At 41.0% G+C, this 21230-nt stretch carries 21 protein-coding genes, 2 tRNA genes and 1 other RNA gene; 11 read left to right on the forward strand and 13 right to left on the reverse strand.

Annotation, left to right across the window (positions count from 1 at the left end; all coding sequences use genetic code 11):
- Nucleotides 1-23: 23 nt before the first annotated feature.
- Nucleotides 24-1046, reverse strand: coding sequence for a serine hydrolase domain-containing protein (locus AC6H04_RS09020; protein ID WP_497571352.1), 1023 nt, complete (start codon nt 1044-1046; stop codon nt 24-26).
- 107 nt (nt 1047-1153) lie between these two features.
- The gene (locus AC6H04_RS09025; RefSeq protein ID WP_497571353.1) at nt 1154-2191 is read right to left on the reverse strand and encodes a branched-chain amino acid aminotransferase; all 1038 of its coding nucleotides are present in this window, start codon (nt 2189-2191) and stop codon (nt 1154-1156) included.
- A 194-nt stretch (nt 2192-2385) separates the two neighbouring features.
- Between AC6H04_RS09025 and AC6H04_RS09030 the strand changes: the two genes are divergently transcribed.
- Nucleotides 2386-2715 (forward strand): hypothetical protein, encoded by a 330-nt coding sequence (locus AC6H04_RS09030; RefSeq protein WP_497571354.1) that lies wholly within the window; start codon nt 2386-2388, stop codon nt 2713-2715.
- Nucleotides 2716-2924: 209 nt separating this feature from the next.
- On the opposite strand, the gene AC6H04_RS09035 is transcribed toward AC6H04_RS09030, so the two are convergent.
- The 3 genes from AC6H04_RS09035 to AC6H04_RS09045 form a co-directional block, all read right to left on the reverse strand.
- Nucleotides 2925-3128, reverse strand: a complete 204-nt coding sequence (locus AC6H04_RS09035) for a hypothetical protein (protein ID WP_497571355.1) — start codon at nt 3126-3128, stop codon at nt 2925-2927.
- Between the two features lie 39 nt (nt 3129-3167).
- Nucleotides 3168-3680: a CvpA family protein gene (locus AC6H04_RS09040; protein WP_497571356.1), complete on the reverse strand. Its 513-nt coding sequence runs from the start codon at nt 3678-3680 to the stop codon at nt 3168-3170.
- Between the two features lie 240 nt (nt 3681-3920).
- A tRNA-Gln gene (locus AC6H04_RS09045) sits at nt 3921-3993 on the reverse strand.
- Between the two features lie 191 nt (nt 3994-4184).
- On the opposite strand from AC6H04_RS09045, the gene AC6H04_RS09050 reads away from it, so the two are divergent.
- Nucleotides 4185-4257 (forward strand) — tRNA-Glu (locus AC6H04_RS09050).
- A 405-nt stretch (nt 4258-4662) separates the two neighbouring features.
- On the opposite strand, the gene AC6H04_RS09055 is transcribed toward AC6H04_RS09050, so the two are convergent.
- The 4 genes from AC6H04_RS09055 to AC6H04_RS09070 form a co-directional block, all read right to left on the reverse strand.
- Nucleotides 4663-6009, reverse strand: coding sequence for a glucose-6-phosphate isomerase (locus AC6H04_RS09055; RefSeq protein WP_497571357.1), 1347 nt, complete (start codon nt 6007-6009; stop codon nt 4663-4665).
- 83 nt (nt 6010-6092) lie between these two features.
- Nucleotides 6093-6944, reverse strand: a complete 852-nt coding sequence (locus tag AC6H04_RS09060) for a GRP family sugar transporter (protein WP_497571358.1) — start codon at nt 6942-6944, stop codon at nt 6093-6095.
- Nucleotides 6945-7101: 157 nt separating this feature from the next.
- Nucleotides 7102-8559, reverse strand: coding sequence for an ATP-binding protein (locus tag AC6H04_RS09065; RefSeq protein ID WP_497571359.1), 1458 nt, complete (start codon nt 8557-8559; stop codon nt 7102-7104).
- A complete protein-coding gene (locus tag AC6H04_RS09070) occupies nt 8556-9299 on the reverse strand; it encodes a response regulator transcription factor (protein WP_497571360.1) in 744 nt (247 codons plus the stop codon). Before AC6H04_RS09070 ends, AC6H04_RS09065 begins: the two co-directional genes overlap by 4 nt.
- A 247-nt stretch (nt 9300-9546) precedes the next feature.
- Here AC6H04_RS09070 and AC6H04_RS09075 point away from each other — a divergent pair, with 247 nt between their 5' ends.
- Nucleotides 9547-10320: a Cof-type HAD-IIB family hydrolase gene (locus AC6H04_RS09075; RefSeq protein ID WP_497571361.1), complete on the forward strand. Its 774-nt coding sequence runs from the start codon at nt 9547-9549 to the stop codon at nt 10318-10320.
- Nucleotides 10321-10413: 93 nt separating this feature from the next.
- On the opposite strand, the gene AC6H04_RS09080 is transcribed toward AC6H04_RS09075, so the two are convergent.
- Entirely contained in the window at nt 10414-11538 is a 1125-nt protein-coding gene (locus tag AC6H04_RS09080) for a serine hydrolase (protein ID WP_497571473.1), read from the reverse strand.
- A gap of 356 nt (nt 11539-11894) precedes the next feature.
- On the opposite strand from AC6H04_RS09080, the gene AC6H04_RS09085 reads away from it, so the two are divergent.
- From AC6H04_RS09085 to AC6H04_RS09095, 3 genes are all read left to right on the forward strand, one after another.
- Entirely contained in the window at nt 11895-12260 is a 366-nt protein-coding gene (locus tag AC6H04_RS09085) for a hypothetical protein (RefSeq protein ID WP_497571362.1), read from the forward strand.
- A gap of 70 nt (nt 12261-12330) precedes the next feature.
- Nucleotides 12331-12702, forward strand: a transfer-messenger RNA (tmRNA) gene (gene ssrA / locus AC6H04_RS09090).
- A 454-nt stretch (nt 12703-13156) separates the two neighbouring features.
- Nucleotides 13157-13318 carry a hypothetical protein gene (locus tag AC6H04_RS09095; RefSeq protein WP_497571363.1) on the forward strand — a complete coding sequence of 54 codons (162 nt, stop codon included), beginning with the start codon at nt 13157-13159 and terminating at the stop codon, nt 13316-13318.
- 261 nt (nt 13319-13579) lie between these two features.
- Here the strand turns inward: AC6H04_RS09095 and AC6H04_RS09100 are convergent, their stop codons facing one another.
- Together AC6H04_RS09100 and AC6H04_RS09105 are read right to left on the reverse strand one after the other, a co-directional pair.
- Entirely contained in the window at nt 13580-13852 is a 273-nt protein-coding gene (locus AC6H04_RS09100) for a LysR family transcriptional regulator (protein WP_098826024.1), read from the reverse strand.
- A 154-nt stretch (nt 13853-14006) separates the two neighbouring features.
- Nucleotides 14007-14183 (reverse strand): hypothetical protein, encoded by a 177-nt coding sequence (locus AC6H04_RS09105; protein WP_497571364.1) that lies wholly within the window; start codon nt 14181-14183, stop codon nt 14007-14009.
- A 290-nt stretch (nt 14184-14473) separates the two neighbouring features.
- Here AC6H04_RS09105 and AC6H04_RS09110 point away from each other — a divergent pair, with 290 nt between their 5' ends.
- A complete protein-coding gene (locus tag AC6H04_RS09110) occupies nt 14474-14905 on the forward strand; it encodes an OsmC family protein (protein WP_497571365.1) in 432 nt (143 codons plus the stop codon).
- Between the two features lie 66 nt (nt 14906-14971).
- On the opposite strand, the gene AC6H04_RS09115 is transcribed toward AC6H04_RS09110, so the two are convergent.
- Nucleotides 14972-15424: a MarR family winged helix-turn-helix transcriptional regulator gene (locus AC6H04_RS09115; protein WP_497571366.1), complete on the reverse strand. Its 453-nt coding sequence runs from the start codon at nt 15422-15424 to the stop codon at nt 14972-14974.
- A gap of 215 nt (nt 15425-15639) precedes the next feature.
- Here AC6H04_RS09115 and AC6H04_RS09120 point away from each other — a divergent pair, with 215 nt between their 5' ends.
- From AC6H04_RS09120 to AC6H04_RS09135, 4 genes are read left to right on the forward strand one after another with little or no spacing between them, the layout of a single operon-like run.
- Nucleotides 15640-16452, forward strand: a complete 813-nt coding sequence (locus AC6H04_RS09120) for a LicD family protein (protein WP_497571474.1) — start codon at nt 15640-15642, stop codon at nt 16450-16452.
- Between the two features lie 24 nt (nt 16453-16476).
- Nucleotides 16477-18009 (forward strand): Ppx/GppA phosphatase family protein, encoded by a 1533-nt coding sequence (locus AC6H04_RS09125; RefSeq protein WP_497571367.1) that lies wholly within the window; start codon nt 16477-16479, stop codon nt 18007-18009.
- Entirely contained in the window at nt 18006-20177 is a 2172-nt protein-coding gene (locus AC6H04_RS09130) for an RNA degradosome polyphosphate kinase (RefSeq protein WP_497571368.1), read from the forward strand. Before AC6H04_RS09125 ends, AC6H04_RS09130 begins: the two co-directional genes overlap by 4 nt.
- Nucleotides 20177-21160: a Ppx/GppA phosphatase family protein gene (locus tag AC6H04_RS09135; protein ID WP_497571369.1), complete on the forward strand. Its 984-nt coding sequence runs from the start codon at nt 20177-20179 to the stop codon at nt 21158-21160. Before AC6H04_RS09130 ends, AC6H04_RS09135 begins: the two co-directional genes overlap by 1 nt.
- The last annotated feature ends 70 nt before the right edge of the window (nt 21161-21230 follow it).

The following is a 21230-nucleotide window of genomic DNA, read 5'->3' on the forward strand; positions in this document are numbered from 1 at the left end:
TCCACATTCCATAATTGAACTATTTACTTTATGGTTACAAAACTGCTTTTCTCGTTTAAATAAGTGTTAATAATGGCGTTTCTACGCGCCAAAAACGCTTCGTTGGGTGCCTTAGGATGAACGCGATTAGATAAGAACACCATCCCCTGATGAGTCTGTAAATCTAACACCAAACAAGTTCCAGTATAGCCGCTATGCCAGATGCAACGGTGCGGTGTCGGTAGTTTTGCTTCTAAAAGCGCCCAACCCAATGACCGCCATTGGTGATGCAGAGGTGTCTGATCATTTAGCAATTCAGCCTTTTGTTCAGTGGTTATTGGTAAATCGCTATTTCCCAGCATCGCCTTTTCAAAAATAATCAAATCGTTTAACGTGCTAAAAAGTCCTGCCGAACCACAATGGAATTTCAACACAAACGCTTTAGGATCATGGACCACACCGCGAATTAGACTTCGGGTAGGCGATAGTTCAGTTGGTACACACTGCATTGGGTCAGCAGGCTGAAAAGTACTATTATTCATGCCTAATGGCTGCAAAACATTCTCAGTAATTAGTGTTTGAATGGGCTTGTCTAAAAGGACTTCAGCAATCCACCCCAGAAAAATGAAGTTGATATCCGAATACACCATTTTTTGTTCAAAATTCTCGCCCACATGCATCCCCAATAAAGCCTCATGCAGTTCCTTTGCACTAAGTTTATTCCGGTGCGGGATATAGCCCGTTATTCCTGAAGTGTGGGTCAGCAAATGCCTAACCGTTACACGCGTATCCTGCCAAGCTGGCAGGTAATCGTGAACCCTATCCGTTAACGCAAGCTTTCCAGTAGCCATCAACTGTAAAATCACGTTCACGGTACCCACTACCTTCGTCAGAGACGCCAAATCATACAGTTGATTGGGTCTTAAGGGCTCATAGCTTGGGACTAAGGCCTCAGCACCGTATAAGCCTGTCTGTACGTGCTGATCATCAATAAAGGCATAACTCACACCCGGAACTGTTCCGTCATTAACTAGCTCAGTTATCGCTTGAACCGTTTTCTCATACATTTAACTTCCAGACTCCCTTACACACTTTTCTCTAGAATAACATAAGGCCAGCAACTTCCTCAAAACTGGGAAAGCAACTGGCCTCATCTTTACTAAATCGATTAAAATTAAAGTTCGACTTTTTGAATCCAACCTTCGGGCGCTTCTACATCCCCAAATTGAATTCCGGTTAACGTATCATAAAGTTTCTGCGTTACCGGACCAACTTCGGTTTCACTGTAAAAGACGTGAAGTTGACCCTGATATTCGATGCCGCCAATTGGTGCAATAACGGCCGCTGTACCCATAGCACCAGCTTCCGTAAAACGGTCAAGATCATCAATGTAAACGTCGCCTTCTACTGTCTTCATACCGAGATTATGCTCCGCTAAATAAAGCAAAGAATACTTCGTGATACTTGGCAAGATTGAATCTGATTTAGGCGTAACGAATTCATTGTTCTTGGTAATCCCAAAGAAGTTTGCTGAACCAGCCTCTTCAATCTTAGTATGGGTTGCTGGATCGAGATAAATCACGTCGGAGAAACCTGCTTTATGAGCTTCATCACCAGGCAACAAGCTACCACCATAGTTACCACCCACCTTGCTTTGACCAGTGCCGTGAGGAGCAGCGCGATCATAATACGAAGTCGTAAAGTTAGTAGGTTTGACCCCACCCTTGTAATAAGCACCAACGGGCATCGCAAACACTGTAAACAGATACTCTGGCGCAGGATGAACCCCAATATTGCCGCCAACACCAATCATCAATGGCCGCAAGTATAACGTCCCGCCAGTTCCATACGGTGGTACGTAGTCAGCATTAGCCTTCACAACCGACTTTACCGCCGCAATAAACTTATCTTCTGGAAATGGTGGCATTAACAACCGCTCACAGCTCTTTTGCATCCGGGCAGCGTTACGATCCGGTCTAAATAACTGAATGTCACCGTTTTTAGTCCGATATGCTTTGAGTCCTTCAAAATCAGCTTGACCGTAATGTAATCCAGTCGATCCTTCACTGATATGTAAAGTTGCATCCTCAGTGAGTTCACCGTCGTCCCATTTGCCATCTTGATAGTGCGCTAAAAATCGATACGGCAAATCCATATAATTAAACCCTAAATTCTGCCAATCAATTTCTGATGGTGCTGGTGCCTTTGCCACATCAACCACTCCTTATTATTAAAAATGCATGAATGTTGTTCTTTAATTTTAATAGATTGTATGCTGATTCATTCAAGGTGTCAAGCACACCAAAGACTTCTGTTGCAACTGTCGAATCCCTTGCGACATTCTTCTAACATCTGCTACAATGTCAATGCACCAAAATGCATATAGAGGGAAAAGAGGTTAATTACTTGGCAAGTAATTCTGATTCAATTTATAACGTACTCACCTTTGTTCAGCGTCATCCAGACCGTGTGATTTTTAATCCGCGAGAGTACGCTAATACGGTCACCGTCGGCATTCCAGATAGTGTAAAGGTATCGAATCCTGAAATTTATTTTCCGAGTGATCATCTAAGTGTCAATCTCTTAGCAGACTCATTCGTTGGTGAATATGGTGACCTGCTTAATCATTTCTATGAATTAACGAAACAATCAAAACCTGATTTTCGTGAAGTGTGGGTCACAACTAGCCATTTAAAACATCAAGATTTATACCTTTTAGACCTTTCCTTTGAATAATTGAGTGTGTGCCAAGACTCGGTAGATTCCAAAATTTAACGCAATAAAGCCCATTCCGAACTTTATCGAAATGGGCTTTATTTTGCGTTAATATGCAGAAATCTGAGCTTTAGCGCGTAGCTAGATTGGTAAGTCGTCACTAATTTTAGTCAAAATTTGCTTGAAATACCTACGATATAGGGCCTGTCACAACCCCCTACCCTGTAGCTTTAGTTAGAAAAGGCACTGATCAGCCAGCTTCCCATTAATACCACAACGATAATCGCAAAAATTCCAATAAAGGACGACGCAAAAGCTAAAATCAAACCACCGACGATCAGAATGCCTAAAATTCGAAACAACCAGCCGAAAAGGCCAAGAAAAATACGAAGGCCAAAGAAAATAATGAGACCAAGTACGATCAACGTGAGCATATAACCTGCTTCCTTCCTAATGATGCAGTGATATTTCTTTTAATTTCCGTAGTGCTGCTGCCAAGACTGGATTAACTGTTTGGACATTACTGGTGTTTTTTTAACAATGTTCTGCGCAACAGGCGACATCTGGTACTGTGATTGAATCCATTCATTTGGGAAAAGCAATAAAAGATTAAGCACTAAAAAGATGAGCAGGTACCGCACAATAAAGTTTAGCGCAGCACCAATTAAGGCATTAACTGAATGAATCAGTGGTAAGCGTGTAATGAGATTAAGATCTCGACCAATCCGCCGAATAATCGAATACACGAAACTGAATAACACGAAAAAGACAACACCTGAGAGCATTCTTGGAACAGGAACGGTGACTGAGTTAGAGGAGGTAAATGCGTGGAACAGGAAGTTAGCTAACGTCTGACTAAAAACAGTTGCGATTAACCATGCCGCAACGTAAGCCAGCAGTGAAACCACAACGGATACGAAACCTCTCTGATAGCCCGAAATTAAGCCAAGAGCTAAAATAATGATGATGCCCCAAGTAAAAATCATAGCAACCCCCACTTATCAAAATTCTGTATCAACTACTCTATCAAAAGTACGAGAGAAATACCCCCATATTGCCAGAAAAAAACAAAAAGTTAAACAATTGTTTTTGCCTATCTGTGAATACGGACAGTCAATTGAGTTTGCATTTATTGAACTTCAAAAAGTACTGATGGAATACATTTAAAACAATAAAAAACCGTCATCGTTGATAAATTAAAATCAACAATAACGGATGAAATAAGATTGGGTATACTGGGCTCGAACCAGTAACTTACGGATTCAGAGTCCGCTGCCTTACCAATTTGGCGAATACCCAATAACTATCTGACAAGATAATAGTTTAGCGGTTTTTGAAATTATTGTCAACCAAAAATGAGTAAATTAGGGATAAAATGCATGATTAATAATCTCTGACGAATATTCTATCAGATACATTGACTTTTAGCTTAAAATCGTGTAAATTAATATATTGTGTTAAGACATTTAAATAGGTGTCATTGATAACCTTGCCCGCTGGTCAAATTGGTTAAGACGTCGCCCTCTCAAGGCGGAGTTACGGGTTCGATCCCCGTGCGGGTGATTTATGAAACAGCATAGAAAAATGAGTAAGCTTCAAAGCGCTGATAAACCGGTGTTTTGAAGCTTTTTTGTTGACCTTATTTTCCTGTAAAAGGCATAGGTTCACAAATAATTTGCATTTCAGGAATATTTTCTCCAAATAGTAGAAAACCTATTTAATTGAGGACCAGAATTTATATTCTTGAATGTATAATAATTAAATCACTATTACAACCACCAGGACAGGCACGTTTTGCACTAAGCTCTGAAATCTACCGAATTTTGTCACATACTATCAAATATACTAAGGTTAAATAGTTGCAAATAAGGCGTAGGTATCAGAAATCCAAAATCAGGATTCCTTACCTACGCCTTATTCTTCACTCGCTAAACGCTTGTTTTTACGTTCTATTGTTTAAACTACTTTTTATAGGCGTTTGTTAAGCTTTTCGCCCAGTTCTTCAAAACCTGGTTTCCCAAGTAATGCAAACATATTAGTTTTATATGCTTCTACTCCAGGTTGGTTGAATGGGTTGATCCCGTTAAGGTAACCGGAGATGGCCACAGCTACTTCAAAGAAGTAAATCATGTAGCCTAGCGTATATTCTGACTGATCCGGAATGTGAACACTCATGTTAGGGACGTTACCATCAGTATGGGCCAACGTCACCCCTTGAAAGGCTTTCGTATTGGCAAAGTGCATGGTTTCCCCTTCAAGGTATTTCAAACCATCAAGATTTTCATCTTCCTTAGGAATATCGATATCATGGTTAGGCTTGTCGATGAAGACAACTGTTTCCATCAGATTACGAAGTCCTTCTTGGATGTACTGACCTAACGAATGTAAATCAGTCGAGAAGTTCGCTGATGAAGGATAGATTCCCTTCTCACTCTTACCTTCTGATTCACCCATGAGCTGCTTCCACCATTCGGCAAAGTACTGCATGTTAGGCTCGTAATTCTCCAACAGTTCAGTGGTGAACCCTTTCCGGTACAAAATGTTCCGGTAAGCGGCGTATTGATAAGCTTCATTATTGTTAAGATCGGTATCAGTATAGGTATCCATAGCATCAGCAGCACCCAACATTAGTTGATCGATATCTGCACCAGAAGCAGCAATTGGTAATAATCCCACAGCTGTCAGAACAGAATAACGACCACCAACACCGTCAGGAATCACGAAAGTCTCGTAACCGGCAGCATCTGCCTCTTGCTTCAAGGCACCACGTTTTTTATCAGTTGTGGCGTAGATACGGGAGGTTGCCCCTTCTTCACCATACTTTTTAACCAATAGTTCCTTAAAGATTCGGAAAGCAATCGAAGGTTCAGTGGTGGTTCCTGATTTGGAAATCACATTGACTGAAAAATCACGGTCGCCAATTAGTTTAATGAGGTCATGAACGTACGAGGGACTAAGTGAATTACCGGCAAATAAAATCTGCGGTGTTTCACGTTGTGCATCTGGCAAATAGTTATAAAATGTCTCGTGCAGAAAATCAATGGCCATCTTAGCACCTAAATATGAACCACCAATCCCAATTACAACTAACACCTTCGAATCAGATTGAATCTTTTTTGCAGCTGCTTTGATCCGAGCAAATTCTTCCTTGTCATAATCCTTAGGCAGGGTTAACCAATCACGAAAGTCACTACCAGCGCCAGAACCCGTTCTTAATTCTTCGTCTGCAGCGTTGACCAACGCTTGCATTTCACCCAATTCATTGTCATGAACAAATTTATCGAGTTTTGAAGCGTCAAAGGAAATGTGTGCCATCTAACTGTACCTCACTTTTATTTTGATAAACCCCATTATAAACGATTCCGCCGAAAAAATAAATGGACTATACCATAATTTAATTATTTTAACAGTCCCAGTATAACACTACCGACAATCACTAAAATTGAGCCAATCGTAATATACACCATTTCACGACCCGTTTTCTTTTCGCCAAGAAGTAAAATACTTCCGAAAGTGGAAATAATAATTCCGCTTTGCGCCAAAGAATAACTAATAGCCAACCCAACTGCAGGAATTGACATGAACATGAAGAAATTACCAATTCCCCATACTAAACCAGTGCCAATGTTTTTTACCATTGGTTTACCAAACGGTTTGTTCCGGGCGGCGAATAATAACGCACCGATGACCATACCGATTGATTGAGGAAGAAAAACAGCCTTTGAGTTTACACCAGATGAATTGACAATCACAGTATACAACGTATAACCAATTGTTGAGAAGATTAAGGCTCGTACCCCTGCTCCTGCGTTAAATCCCGTTCTTGAGACATTCGCGCGATCGCGTAAAGAGGTAAAGACAATCCCAGCAATCAAAACGACCATTGCCGTTGTACCCAAGACTAACATTCTGGTTGTTGTCCATTCATGGAACAAAAGGACACCGGCCAAAGTTGTACAAACAAGCTGCATCCCTGTCGAAACAGGCACCGTAACTGAGATACCAATCGCTTTCATTGATTGAAACTGTTGAAATTGTCCGACTGCCCAAAACAGACCGGAAGCAATTCCGACTAACCAAACAAAACCAGTTAAATGGGGGTGGAAATAAAAGACGCTAAAAATCCCAAAAAGGAGGGCACCTACCGTCATTCCAAGGGTTTGCTGGTATGAAGTACCACCCAGCTTACCACTAATTAATCCAATGCTCCCCCAACAAATCGCGGGGATTAAAGCTAAAAGTATTGCCATGAAATTCACTCCGTTCTCTCTTTCATAATCTAAAACGTTTTTGAAAGCGCTTTATTCTCTTTTCATCTACACTAGTTTACTAGAATTTTGTCAAAAAAAAAAGGATTTTTTACAAAATCCCTCATTCTTAATCATTTTCTAAATAGAAGTTCATTTTTTAAACTGACTTGTCATCGGGAAAAATTACCGTAAACGTTGTCCCCTGTTCCGGCTTACTCGTCACTTCAATCTTACCATTATGAAGTAACACTAACTGATGAACAATGGCTAAGCCGAGGCCTGACTCACCATATTTCGTATTTGTTCGTGATGGATCAGCTTTGTAAAACCGTTCCCAAATATTGGCTAACTGTTTTTTAGTCATCCCAATACCAGTATCGCTGATCTTAAAGATGGTCTCTTGATAACCTCGTTGAGCCAAAATAACAATCTGACCGTTCTCAGTAAACTGGATGGCGTTTTGAGTGATATTGAACATAATTTGGACAAAACGGTCGTAATCAGCATAAACCTCAATATCCGTACCACCCTGAATGCTAATGGTATCGTTTTTTGCCGCTGCTTTTTGCCCCAATTGTTCAGCCATGCGCTTTAACGTATCGATTGCGTTAAATTGCTGCTTATTAAGCATAATTTGATTATTCCGAATTTTTTCATAATCCAGGTTCTCATTTACTAGACGGATCAACCGTTTCGTTTCATTTCGCATTAAATCAATGCTTTCAGTTTTACTCTCTTCGGGAATCGCATCATATGCTAACCCCTCTAACAGGCCATTAATCGTCGTTAGTGGGGTCCGCATTTCGTGTGCCGCATCCGCCATAAATTCCTTTCGGCGCTGTTCTTGACGCTGGATTTCTACCTTTGACTCCTGTAATGAACGAGCCATATTATTGAAGTCATTAGCGAGATCATCCACTTCATCTCGATTTTTGCTAGGTACTTGAACATCGTAATTACCCTTCGCAATCTGATTGGTTGCCTTTCGTAGCCGATCGATTCGCAACGTTAAATAACGAGCAATTAAGAATGCCAATAACATCGCTACAATACTTGCCACCAGTAACGCTTTTGTTAAGTTAGCATTAATTTTAGCAATATTGGAATTAATATTTGATACGTAAGCCCCTACCTTAACAACCGCCACCAGATGCTTTTGGTTGCGATTATCGGTGTAGAAATACGGCTTTAAAATGTCCGTCATTGCTGGCTCAGGCTGACCGCTAGCAGTATGCGTCTGCTGATCGGTCACCTTCTGAACGATTTTCCCCTGCTGTAATTTCTGCCAATCAGCATGCTTAATTTTTGAGATGTAAACATTATCTGGAAAAATGGCAGTATTATCACGGTTATAAACCGTAAAATGTACAGACTGATTCCGGAGCAGCACTTCGCTATTCAATAATGATTCGGAATCAAAACTCACGTGGGAAGGATTATCTGGTGAAACACGAACTGACTGTTCTACAAGGCTGTTCGCGTATTTTTCCAAACTCGTCCAAGTATTTTGATAGACGTATTCCTTGGTCATTCTACTAAAGGATAAACCCAGAAGCACTAATACAACAGCAATCATCGATAGCAAAGCAAGTAGCTGCTGGTAAACCAGTTTCATGACTCGTCAGCCCCTGTATCATCAAACTTGTAGCCAACACCCCAAACGGTTTGAATAATTTGAGGCCCGACTTTTTCGATTTTTTGCCGCAACTTTTTAATGTGGGCATCTACGGTTCGCTCGTCCCCGTAATATTCGTAGTCCCAAACCAGTTGCAATAACTGCTCCCGGGAAAATACCTGACGTGGTTTTTGTGCCAGCGTCTTGAGCAAATCAAATTCTTTGGGCGTTAGGTCGTTAATTTGCTTACCGTTTAAATAAGCTTCTCGCGTCTTACTATTCAATTGAAATTTGCCAGTATCAATATCAAATTTCTCTTCTTCCTTAATCACCGAAGCAGCCACTGGTTCATGACCGGTCATTTTACCACCAATTTTAGCACGCCGATCCAAAGCCTTAATTCTAGCAATCAGAGTAATCGGGCTAAAGGGCTTGGTAACGTAATCATCCGCTCCCATTTCCAATCCTAAAACTTGATCACTTTCTGAATCACGAGCTGTGAGCATAATGATGGGAACTGTAGGCGATGACTTGCGGATTTCTGCACTAACCTGCATGCCGTCCATCTTCGGCAAATTAAGATCCAGCGTAATCATATCCCAGTTGTCGGGATCCTCATTAAACATCTGGACCGCTTGCTCACCATCATACGCAAAGTGAGCATCCCAGTTCTCTTTTTTAAAAAACATTTGCATCATTTCAGATACAGATTTATTGTCTTCAATCATCAATATTTTCATCTTTGAGCCTCCGTAATTAAGTGATTGCTTATACTGAAATTGATGCGGTAAAACCGTTCTGATTATCAAGTATATAAATGATAGTGTTTACTTTTTTGTGCGTCATCAATGACTCAGGCGACGTATAGAAATCTGTTATTTAATACAACCGTTCTTATTATACTCGAAGTGTACTATTCATCACAAATCTAATATAAGAATGTGCTACAATCAAAATAATAGAGTAACAGGAAAGGTGAATTGATTCATGACAAAAGCAATCGTCTTTTTTGACCTAGATGGTACCTTACTGAATGATAAAACCCAATTGGATCCTGAAGTCATTAACGCCGTGACGCAACTGAAAGCCAACGATATTTTACCGGTTATCGCAACGGGCCGTAACATTTTCGAAATTAAGAACGTGCTTCAACAGACTCAAATTGATACATTAGTTTCTGCAAACGGCGCCTTTATTGTACTCAATGGCAAACCAGTTGATGTTACCGAAATTCCGCGAGATGTTATTAAACGATTGACTGTGCTGGTTAAAAACCACGATGATGCTTACGCGACATTGAATAATCAGACCGATCGTATCAACCGAATGAATGATAACGTCAAAAAAGTCTACCATTATATTAATAACCCAATACCGATTATTGATCCTACTTTCTGGCAGCTGTATCCGGTTCATATGATGCTGATCATTGCTACTGATGAAAACGATAAGGATTACTTGGACAGTTTCAAAGATGAACTCACCTTTTTCAGACAAACACCATACAGTATTGACGTTGTTGGCCCAGGAGTTTCGAAAAAAGCGGGTATTCAAACCTTGCTTTCTCGGCCTGAATTTAAGGGAATTCCCACCTACGCTTTTGGTGATGGCAACAATGATCTGCCAATGTTTGACGCGGTTGACCACGCCATTGCAATGGGGAATGGTCTTTCGTCCGTTAAAGACGCCGCAGAGTTTGTGACGACTGCCAATATTGACCACGGAATTATCAACGGTCTCAAACATTTTAAACTACTTTAATTTGTATAATTAACATTACCCCTTCAACAGAAAAATAAGCGCCATCCCGATTGCTGGGATAGCGCTTATTTTAGATGAAGAAGATTACTCCAATTAAATCAAGTTTCTTGCGTAAACGTATTGCATGAGTGAACGTGTTTCAGTGAATTCATCCTCATCATGCAAGACAACGGTGATCAGTCGATCATGACCAGATTTTTGACCCGTTCCAACGAAACAATATCCAGCTAAGCCAGTGTAACCCGTCTTCAACCCATCTACCTTTAAGGCAGAATCATAGTATTTGCGCCCAGGTAGGAGATTATTATAGTTGTAGCAAAGCTGCCCAGCAACTGTCAGGCTACCACGACTACTGTCAGTCAAAACTGAGGGATAGTCGGTAATCAAATGTTTGGCAATCAAAGCAACATCTTTAGCGGAAACCATGTTGGCATCACCACCACTGACCGAATAGCCGTAAGTGCGAAGTGCGGACTGTTCCATACCATTGGCAGAAACATAGGTGGCATTACCTAAATTCCACTTCTTTGCCTGAGCATTCATCATTGAAATAAACTTGGTGTTATAAGATGGGGTTGAGCCACCAGCCACCCATTGGCCCAAGGCAATCGCAGCGTTGTTTGAAGATTCAATTAACGCTGCTTGATAAAGTTGCTTAACCGTATAACTATTCTGAGTAAATTTGAAACCACCATAAACGCTTGAGTTCCCCATTCGCTTAAGCCCAGAATATGAGGTCGTTACCTTAGAATTCCATGTAGAACCTGTATTGGCTACCTTCTGTTCGACTAAGTACAACGTCATTAATTTTGAAACGCTGGCGATTGCTCTTGGTGTATTGGCATTTTTAGACCATAACACCTTGTCTGTTTTAGCATTCATCGCAACGGCTGCTTTGGCATACTTAAGGGATAAAGGCGCCTTCCCCTTAGTTAAATAACTATGCCACACATATCCAGAAACGGTACCAGCACCGTTCTTAACAGCATAGTAAATGGCCTTGGTTGACCCATGCTTTAGAGTCACTTTCTTAGTTGCGTACCAAGTTGTATTCGGATAGCTGCTCAAGTTAGCCAACTTTTTGGTGTGGCTAAGATTGTAAACCGCCCCCTTACTTGAAGTACGATGATAAGCTGTTTTAGTCATATTAGAACTGCTAACAACACTGTAAGTAGCGGCAGAAGCAGTTGCAGGCTTTAACGACATGAGGCTAAACATGCTTAACAGTCCAATGACTGTCATTAAAATGATTCGCGTAAAACGATTTGTAAAACGATTTGATGATGTTATTGTCATGATTTCCTCCCTCTCTCTTTATTTCCAACTTAGCATGATAAACATCGGCTGACAATGATAACTCCTGAATTGTAACTAAACTGTGCGGTTGTAGTCACCGGATTGTAACGGCCTTGACATTAATCACTAAAAAGCTGTTTTGTACTGTCAAATTTCGTGTTGACAAACAAGCTGAAACTCATTAATCTGAGTCATAGGTACTAATGAAGCCCGTCATTGTTTGACGGGCCTTGGTTGGTTTACAGAAAAGTTTCTTATTTCAGGTAAGAAGGGATAACATGTCGAAGTTTCCAACGTATAATTCACAGCAATGGGCTGAAGCCAGGGACGCTGTGATGCAGGAGTATCAAGATTTCGTTGAGGATTTGAGAACTCAAGGGGTAGATTACACGATTAAAAATGCCCGTAAGTTGTTGATTTTTCAGGATTTAATTGCTGAATGGCAACATCATTTACCAACCGTTATTTCGGATCTGGAAGAAAACACATTTGCTCTGTCAGTGTTCGATGAGCTTAAGAAGCACAAGAAATGTTCATTATTGGATCGCGCGTATAGTGATATGTCGACATGGTCAAACTTTAATCCACAGGCATTAACACTTTGGCTAGAATTATCAGAGGATGAAGCCATTACAGAGTTTTAATCACTGAAACTGCAATCGTTTAGCTTTCTAAGTCCTGATTAATATGCTAAACTATAGGTTGTAGTTTTTTGGGGATGTTAAGGATTCGACAGGTATAGGTCGAGCCTGGACTGCGTTTCGTAGTGAGGGTCTACGTAAAAAACCTCACCTAATTTTTAACTGCAAATAACAGTTCAAAATCTCTTGCATTAGCTGCCTAATAAGCGCTAAGTAAGGATCCGCCTAATCTCGCCCATGGGTTTGATACGGGTCTTAAATTAAGTGGGCTTACGCTGCCGGCTCCCATCTGAAGTCGTCAGAAGAGATCAATCAGGTTAGCTGTTCATGTTTGGCCCTGACAGGCGGCGAATTGATCAGTGAACTTTAAATAGTCTGAATATAAACGTAGAGGTTCGGGTGGCGATATGCTTGGACGCGGGTTCGACTCCCGCCATCTCCATTTTAAGATTTTAGCAAGCCTGATAGGATGGCATTTCTATCAGGCTTTTGTTTTGGCTAAATTGCTGAAATTCTAATTAGCATCAACTCTTATCACATTCCTTGCTGCCTTCTCATCTGCAACACAATGATTAACTTAGCCTATCTCTTTCCAAGGAGGGATTTCATGAAACAGGTCTTAGTTGAACTATTCGTATTGTTATTGACAATTTTACTGTTTCTAATCGGCATGACTCAATTTCATCAACCGGGAAAATCAAGGTCATCTATGTCTAAAAATATTCATTGTTATGTATATATAAATCAAAGTATCAATGAAAACGCCTACAAAGTAAGTCACAGCGTTATCATTTCTGCATAGTCATCGTATCAATATTAAATTTAATGAATTTTTCTATAGCTTTTAACCCACTTTCTGTGTATAATGATGGCAACTTAAAACAAGGAAGTGTTAAAAAATGAAAACAACCGAAATTACTGACTTTAAAGACCCTCATTTTGACTTTGACCATTTACGTCCAATTACCAAGAAGGATCTGCAACAATTTGATGCTGCAGAACTCAGTTATATTCAAGCTCATCACTATGCCATGGACCCTAAGGACAATCACTTAATTTAATCGAAAAAACAGCAAGCTGTGACAAAACTCGGTAGATTCCAGAGTTTAACCCAAATAATGCCTATTCCGCAAAAATCGCGGAATAGGCATTATTTGGGTTAAACGGCCAGAATCTGAGTTTTGTCACGTAATTAGGCTATATCAACATACAGAACCCCAAGCACGATAATAACTAATTTTGATTGAAAAATTGGTTGAAATACTTACCAAAATAGACTTATGACACCGTCTCTTGTTCTTAGTTTCAAGACTAACGATTTTTTAATCATTCTCTGGATCATCAAGATCCCGTTCAATATCAATACCGTATAGTTTATTCACCGCAGCATCGCGTGGTGCTTGGTGAACCACCAAAATCGTGGTCGCGCCTTTGCTGCTTACATAGCCAGCAAAAGTAGTCACTTCTTCCACTACGTATGCTAAACCATCTGAATGAATGATGTATTGCCCGGCAACTGGCATGGTTTCAAAATAAACCTTGTTCATGCGAATATAGTCGTCACCGTCGTGTAAGACCACCATAACTTTATACAAATTAATCGCTTCCTTTTCACCCTATTGCTATTAAACCACGATTAAATACCCGCTGGCAACTAGCTACTCTTTTTTTAAACACTGTTGTTTAACTACATAATAAGCGGGATGATGACTATCATCCCGCTTATTATAACTATCCCTTATATTGTTGCTAGATATCTGTTTGATTCCGCATACCGTCATGCTCCCCAAACAATTCAGTATGGGCGCGTACCATCGACCGAAAGCGTGCCATCGTTTCAGGATCAACAGTTTTGCCTTGCTGATCAAACTGTTCCACTAAAACTTTCTGCACTACGGGGTGGCCTGAAAAATTTATCACACTCATTAGTGATACCTCCAAAGCTTCAGGACCTACAAACCAACTCTTACAACGAGTTAATTATAGCTCATCACTCCTGATTGGTCTAGTTATAGCACCATAATTTTAAGATTTAATGACGAGCTCGACCCATAATGAAATTGCTCTTATGCAAAGTGTGATTAGTCAAGCAAAATATAAAGTCAACAAAACTTAAAAACTTTTAATTAAAAATATCATAATTGGTATAGTTGAGTCGGCAACGTTGCAATTTGGGTATTAAGCCTCTAAAATGATGAACAAAAGGAGTCTTTTACATGGCAGAAACAAAACACTACATTCATAAATATGAGACAGAAGCAATCAATAATGACGGCGTTAATGGCGTTGCCTACGTTCCTAATGGCTTGGCAGTAGCCGTCAGCCATCCGTTAAATGATGCCCCGGGAACTAATCCGGAACAGTTACTAGGATTATCTTTAAGCACCTGCCTATCAGCTACTTTGGAAGCCATCGAAAAAGAAAATGGCCTGCCTCACCTAGCCCAGGTCCATGTGCATGTCAGCATGGTTAAGAGTACCGATGGCCTTGATTTTTTAGTCACAGCTCGAATTCACATTCCAAACGTGTCTCACGCGCAAGCTTTGGACTTTGTTCACCAAGCTGAACACCGCTGTCCCGTTTCTAAATTATTAAGCAATAGTGCTAACTACACCATTGAAGTCGTTGATAGCTTCGATGAAAAATAACTAAACAGCACCATTTGAGCCGCAACCTTAAAACGCTACAGTCCAAATGATGCTTTTTGTTTGCTATTAATTAGCTTTTGGTCTTTTTTCCAAACTGGCTGCTTCACTAAACGCACGGATGAATTGCAGTAAATCCATCGCCCGATTCTCACCGAAAATATCGATCCAACCATTGAACCGATCTGCAGCTGCTTTTGATAATATCTCCTCAATTTGTTGACCACGCGGAGTCAAGTGCAAAAACTGTCTGCGGTGATCCTTATCATCACGTTGCTGGTATATATAGTCCAGCTTCAGTAAAACCTTAATCTGACGAGAAATCGCGCTGCGAGTCACCCCTCGTTTGTCAGCAATGCGCGCTAAAGTAACGTGAGACTGCCGAGCAATATCATGCATAATCAGATACTGTTCAAACGACAAGTTATACTTTATCCCCGGCTCAGACACAAATGAATCAAGATATTTAAGTGACTTCATATAAACATCAATGTACTCATCTAGTAATCGTGTACGTTCCATATTTTTCACCCTAACCTATATAACTTTCCTAGCATTAGCTTATCATTATCGGAAGTAAATTACCACATGTAAGCGATAATACTAGGTTTCCAGGACATAATTTGACACGCTGTGCAGAACCGGATTTACATCTTGACTCGCCAAAACGTCGCCTAAGTTTAACCCACATCAAAAAGAGTGTAAAATTAAGCCAATATCAAAAGGGGGCAAAGCATATCGAATTGGTTGATCGGATTCACCAAGTTGAATTAGGAAACCTTGCAAAAATTATCTCACTATGCGACGAGCTATCTCTCAACTATTTTTTGATTGGCGGTTCTTTATTGGGCGCTATTCGTCACCAGGGCTTTATTCCCTGGGATGATGACATGGATATTGGGATGACGCGTCCAGACTACGAAAAATTCGCCAAGTATGCACCAGAAAAATTACGTCATGACCATTATTTCCTACAAACCGCCTACTCAGATGATAGCTATGGTTTCAGTTATATGAAACTATTAGATCGCGTTACTTATATCGAAGAAAAAGGCAACGTGAATAACGCACGAAAAGGCGTTTTCATTGATATTTTCCCATTCGATCGAATTCCGGATGATCCTTCTCAAAGACATAGTCAATTTGCTCGTTTTAAGTTACTTGATAGCCGGATTATTTTAAAAGCAGGTTATGGGTTAATTGAGAACCCCTTGCGGCGGCATAGAGCTGATCCCGGACCTGATAAAATTGAAGATTTGACCCAATTAAAACATGAACGAGAAGCTATCATGCGTCTATATGATCACGATCAGTTTAACTTCTACAAAAATTTAGCTTCACAGTATAGCTATGATCACGAGATCCTTTCTGGCACTGAAATCAGCAATTTAACAAAGGTGCCGTTCGAATACTTAAAGGTTAATGTCCCAACGGCTTACGATGCAATTTTAACCCGTATGTATGGCGACTACATGAGCCTGCCACCCGAATATCAACGAACGGAAAAACATATCAGTAAGCTAATCATGGACAATCAAGTCTTTTATTAAATCTATCTTTTGGAGGCGATTATCTTGGCAAGCCATTACTTTGGTACCATGATCATTTCAGTACAGGGACTGGAACTTCTTATTGTTGATTTGAAATCCCTTAAAACAATTGAGCGCGTTCACAAAGAACTGCCGGTTGGAGATGATCTATATCGGCATCAGCCCATTAAATTTGAATTAGTTAATCAGATGGCCACCTCGTTACGGGGATTCTTACAGCTGTTAAACGATTATCAGATTGAAGATTACAGACTGTGGGGCAGTGAAGCACTTTCAAAGGCAATTAATGCCGACTTCATCGCTGATCAGGTTTTCTTAAAAACTGGTCTTAAGTTAAATTGGCTCTCAATTAGTGAGGAAACTTACTACCGTAATCAAGCCGTTTTGGTTGATCTTCAGCAAAAGAAGCTCTCAACTAGTCAGAATTTAACTTACCTAATAGGGATCAATTCTGGAAATACCACCATTACTGAATTCAATCATTTATCTTTTATCTACTCCAGTTACTACTCCTTAGGACCCGTTCGGATTGCTGAAGATCTGCAAAGTTTACGTCAAAGTGCGCCAAATTCCGTTGAGGTTCTGAGTGATTATATTGATAGCAAACTCTCGGATTACAAGCGGTTGCTACCACAAGAGGCAGTTGATGGTCCAAGTGAACTCATTTTACTCAGTTCGATGCCCTTAAACCAATTAACCGTTGTAAACGACCACCATCATACGTTAACGGCAGATCAGTTCGAAACAATTTTCGATCGTGTCATCGATGCGTCGGATCAATTTCTCATGGAAGAATACGGCGTAAAGGAATCAGAAATTCCATTACTGCTTCCAGAGCTCTTATTGGTCCGTAAACTGATGTACCTTACAAAAGCCACTTCGTTGCACTTTTCCCGTAATACTGTATTAGACGGGCTGGCAATTAACGAGGCTGTGCGTAGTGGTTACAGCAAGTACGACTTTTCTGAACAAACCATCACTGCCGCTTCTAATATGGCTAATCATTATCGGGTAGAACCTGTCCACCGTGAGCTGGTAACCAAGTTTGCCCTGCACCTCTTTGATCAGTTAAAACCGATTCACCAACTTACCACTCGCGACCGATTATTACTGCAAGTTGCTTCAATTTTACACGACGTCGGCGCTTATATCGCGGCACATGAACATTATTTACACTCCGACTATATTATTCGCCACACCAGTATCACTGGTCTGTCTGCCCATGAACGCCAAATCATTGCTGCCATCGCGCGTTACCATAGCTCTACCACCCCCAGCGAAGATCTCAGCCACTTTCAACAGTTGGATACCGGTGAACGGTTGCTGGTTGCTAAGCTAGCTGCTATTTTGCGCCTGGCCGATGCCCTTGATGATGATCGTCAACAAAAGATAAACCGCATTTCGGTTTCAATTAAATCCCCAGAATTAGTCATCACGGTTTATAGCAACAAAAACTTGTCATTTGAAAACTGGGAATTTTCATATAAAAGCCAGTTTTTTGAAGAAACTTTTGGCTTGAAACCGAGACTAAAGCAAAGGAGCGTGACTTCAAAATGAGTGATAAAAAAAATTATAGTAACCCAGAATATTTCACCAATCGGGAATTAAGCTGGCTAGATTTTAACGACCGCGTATTAGAGGAATCACGAGATAAAGGTAACCCGCTCCTCGAACGATTAAAGTTCTTGAGTATTACCCAAAGTAACCTTGACGAATTCTTTATGGTGCGAGTGGCTTCACTGGCCAAGCTAGCTGCAGTCAACTACCCCAAGCCGGATGCTTCGGGCATGACCGCAGAAGAACAGCTACGAGCGGTAAACGTCCGCGCACATGAAATGCTGGTTAAACAGTACACTACGTTAAACCGTTCACTGATTCCCGCAGTCCAGCAAATTGGCGTCAACATTAAGAAAGCAGCTAACTTAACTGCCGAACAATTCCAGTTTATTAAGAGTTATTTTCATGATGAACTCTACCCGGTACTGACTCCGATGGCTGATGACAGTTCCAGACCTTTCCCATTCATCGCTAATGACACGCTTAACCTCGCCATCCAACTGACGCCACATGACGGTGATGGCCGACTCTACGCTACCCTGCAAATTCCAGATGTTTTTCCGAGAGTTGTCCGCCTACCAGGAGAAGAAAATGCCTTTATTTTAATTGAGGAAATCATTAAAACCTTTGTTGGTCAGCTTTTCGTTAACTATAACGTCAAGGAAAGTGTGGTTTTCCGTGTTATTCGTGACATGGACCTAGACGTTGCCGAAGAAGATACATCAGACCTATTAAAGGACGTTCAGCAGCAGCTGAAACTACGAGAACACGGAAATGTAATCCGGTTAGAAGTGGAAAACACCATCAGCAAAAAGTTGTTAAAACGCTTAAACAAAGAACTGGATACTCCTGATTTTGCTGTTTATGAAACCAGCGGCCCGGTTGACTTAACCTTTTTAAGCAAGCTAGTTAGTCAAATCATCAATCACGACGATTTGAAATACGCTAATTTCACCGCCTATCAGCCAAAAGAATTAGATCACAGTCATGACATTTTTGCTGCTATTCGTGAGCATGACTGGCTCATGCAGCATCCTTATGACAAATTTGATCCAGTGGTAGAATTCATCCGGCAATCGGCAATCGATCCCAACACGTTAGCCATCAAAATGACGCTTTATCGTGTCTCCGGCGACTCCCCTATCATCCGTTACTTAGGACGAGCAGCCCAAAATGGTAAGCAAGTTACTGTCTTAGTTGAGGTCAAAGCACGATTTGACGAACAGAACAATGTTCATTGGGCCAGACAGCTTGAAAAAATGGGCTGTCACGTGATTTATGGCTTGATTGGACTAAAGACCCACTGTAAGCTGTCTCTGGTCGTAAGACGAGAACAGGGCGGCATTCGTCGGTACATGCACATGGGTACCGGTAACTATAACGACGTCACAGCACATTTTTACACGGATATGGGAATTTTCACTGTAAACCACGATATGGGAATCGACGCCACCAACATCTTTAACATGTTATCTGGCTACTCCAAACCACCCTACTTTCACCAGCTGCACATTAGTCCTGATGGCATCCGAGAATTCATTTATGATAAGTTAACCCAAGCCGGTGATGCGGCTAAAAAAGGTGCTAACGTCACCGTTCGCATGAAAATGAACTCATTATCCGATCAAAAAATGATTGAGCACTTATACAAAGCCTCTCACTGTGGCGTTCACATTGAATTGATCATCCGTGGTATCTGCTGTCTGAGAACTGGTATTCCAGGTATTAGCGATAATATTATCGTACACTCAATTGTTGGTCGTTTTCTGGAACACAGCCGGATCTACAGTTTTGATATTGACGGTCAGAAGAACGTCTACCTTTCCAGTGCTGACTTAATGACACGCAATTTAAATCGTCGAGTTGAATTACTTTTCCCCATTCTACAACCGGATTTAGCCGAACGGGTTTTACAAATCTACGATACAATGTGGCACGATAACGTTAAAACACGGGTGATGCAAGCAGATGGCTCCTACACACACATTGATCGACGTGGCTTGGTACCGTTAGAATCTCAAGCAGACTTTGCGCAAGCCGCTACCCGACACGTCCAGCAAGATCAAGCTAAAGCAGCGAAGACCGCGCCAACTGAATTTCAACCCATGTTAAGTCCGGAAAACCGGCCAAACCCTTTAAACTACGATGATGGGAGTGAATCAGACTAATGGAAAATTTTGCAGTGATCGACTTAGGATCAAACTCAGCCCGAATGACAATTACACAGATTGATAACGATGGAACCTACTCCACAGTGAAACAAATGAAAGAATACGTCCGCCTCTCTGAAAACATGGGTGAAAAAAAGGTCCTGCAGCCTGAAGCGATTCAGCGTACGATGGATGCGCTACATGAATTCAAAGAAGTCTATTCAAAGTTAAATAACGTCCATCTTAAGGCAGTAGCAACTGCTGCTACCCGTCAGGCCAGTAATCAAAAAAAGTTTCTGAAACGCGTTGAAACTGAGCTAGATATCAAGTTAGATGTCCTGCCAGGGACCATGGAAGCCTATTACGACTACCTTGGTGTTAGCGAGACATTACCCGCAACCAATGCTGTTATTTTAGATACCGGTGGTGCCAGCTCTGAAATTGTACTTGTCCAAAACGGTGCAATTAGTCATCTGATCAGTATTCCTCTTGGGAGTGTTAATTTAACCCAGCAATACCTCTCTACCGATCAAATTTCTGCCTCAAGCCTATTTGAAGTGATGACATTCGTTAATGATGTTTATAGTAGTATCTGGTGGCTGCGCAACGGTCTTAATTTACCCGTAATCGGGCTTGGTGGCAGTAACCGGACAATGGCTAAAATCAATCGCCGCTTTAATAACATTCTCAACTTTGAGGATATCCACGGCTATCGACTGAGTCGTCATTCCGTTGATGATACCTTCTCTAGGATTGTCAGTCAGGACTTAGAAGGTCGAAAAGCAATTCCTGGGCTCAGTAAAGACCGAGCCGACATCATCGTTGGGGGATTGATTCCATTGACCTTATTAATGCGTTATCTTGATTCTGATCGCATCACATTTTCCAATAGCGGTCTGCGTGAAGGTATTTTGTTTGAACACTTAAAAGAACTACAGTTACAAAACGTCCATGAAAAAGCCGCTATGACTTTAAACCGTTTCACAACTGATGAAGCCTGAAAGTAAGTCAAAACTGTTGATTCAAAATATTGCCAATAAAAAAATCTGGAAGCCAATTAAATTGGTTTCC

This window comes from Secundilactobacillus sp. MJ173 (assembly GCF_059704265.1).

Excerpts from the sequence above, each read along its gene's own strand:
- AC6H04_RS09020 (WP_497571352.1), bottom strand. The coding sequence starts at position 1,046 with ATGTATGAGAAAACGGTTCAAGCGATAACTGAGCTAGTTAATGACGGA.
- AC6H04_RS09035 (WP_497571355.1), bottom strand. The coding sequence starts at position 3,128 with ATGCTCACGTTGATCGTACTTGGTCTCATTATTTTCTTTGGCCTTCGT.
- AC6H04_RS09040 (WP_497571356.1), bottom strand. The coding sequence starts at position 3,680 with ATGATTTTTACTTGGGGCATCATCATTATTTTAGCTCTTGGCTTAATT.
- AC6H04_RS09055 (WP_497571357.1), bottom strand. The coding sequence starts at position 6,009 with ATGGCACACATTTCCTTTGACGCTTCAAAACTCGATAAATTTGTTCAT.
- AC6H04_RS09060 (WP_497571358.1), bottom strand. The coding sequence starts at position 6,944 with ATGGCAATACTTTTAGCTTTAATCCCCGCGATTTGTTGGGGGAGCATT.
- AC6H04_RS09065 (WP_497571359.1), bottom strand. The coding sequence starts at position 8,559 with ATGAAACTGGTTTACCAGCAGCTACTTGCTTTGCTATCGATGATTGCT.
- AC6H04_RS09070 (WP_497571360.1), bottom strand. The coding sequence starts at position 9,299 with ATGAAAATATTGATGATTGAAGACAATAAATCTGTATCTGAAATGATG.
- AC6H04_RS09075 (WP_497571361.1), top strand. The coding sequence starts at position 9,547 with ATGACAAAAGCAATCGTCTTTTTTGACCTAGATGGTACCTTACTGAAT.
- AC6H04_RS09080 (WP_497571473.1), bottom strand. The coding sequence starts at position 11,538 with ATGTTTAGCCTCATGTCGTTAAAGCCTGCAACTGCTTCTGCCGCTACT.
- AC6H04_RS09085 (WP_497571362.1), top strand. The coding sequence starts at position 11,895 with ATGTCGAAGTTTCCAACGTATAATTCACAGCAATGGGCTGAAGCCAGG.
- AC6H04_RS09095 (WP_497571363.1), top strand. The coding sequence starts at position 13,157 with ATGAAAACAACCGAAATTACTGACTTTAAAGACCCTCATTTTGACTTT.
- AC6H04_RS09105 (WP_497571364.1), bottom strand. The coding sequence starts at position 14,183 with ATGAGTGTGATAAATTTTTCAGGCCACCCCGTAGTGCAGAAAGTTTTA.
- AC6H04_RS09110 (WP_497571365.1), top strand. The coding sequence starts at position 14,474 with ATGGCAGAAACAAAACACTACATTCATAAATATGAGACAGAAGCAATC.
- AC6H04_RS09115 (WP_497571366.1), bottom strand. The coding sequence starts at position 15,424 with ATGGAACGTACACGATTACTAGATGAGTACATTGATGTTTATATGAAG.
- AC6H04_RS09130 (WP_497571368.1), top strand. The coding sequence starts at position 18,006 with ATGAGTGATAAAAAAAATTATAGTAACCCAGAATATTTCACCAATCGG.
- AC6H04_RS09135 (WP_497571369.1), top strand. The coding sequence starts at position 20,177 with ATGGAAAATTTTGCAGTGATCGACTTAGGATCAAACTCAGCCCGAATG.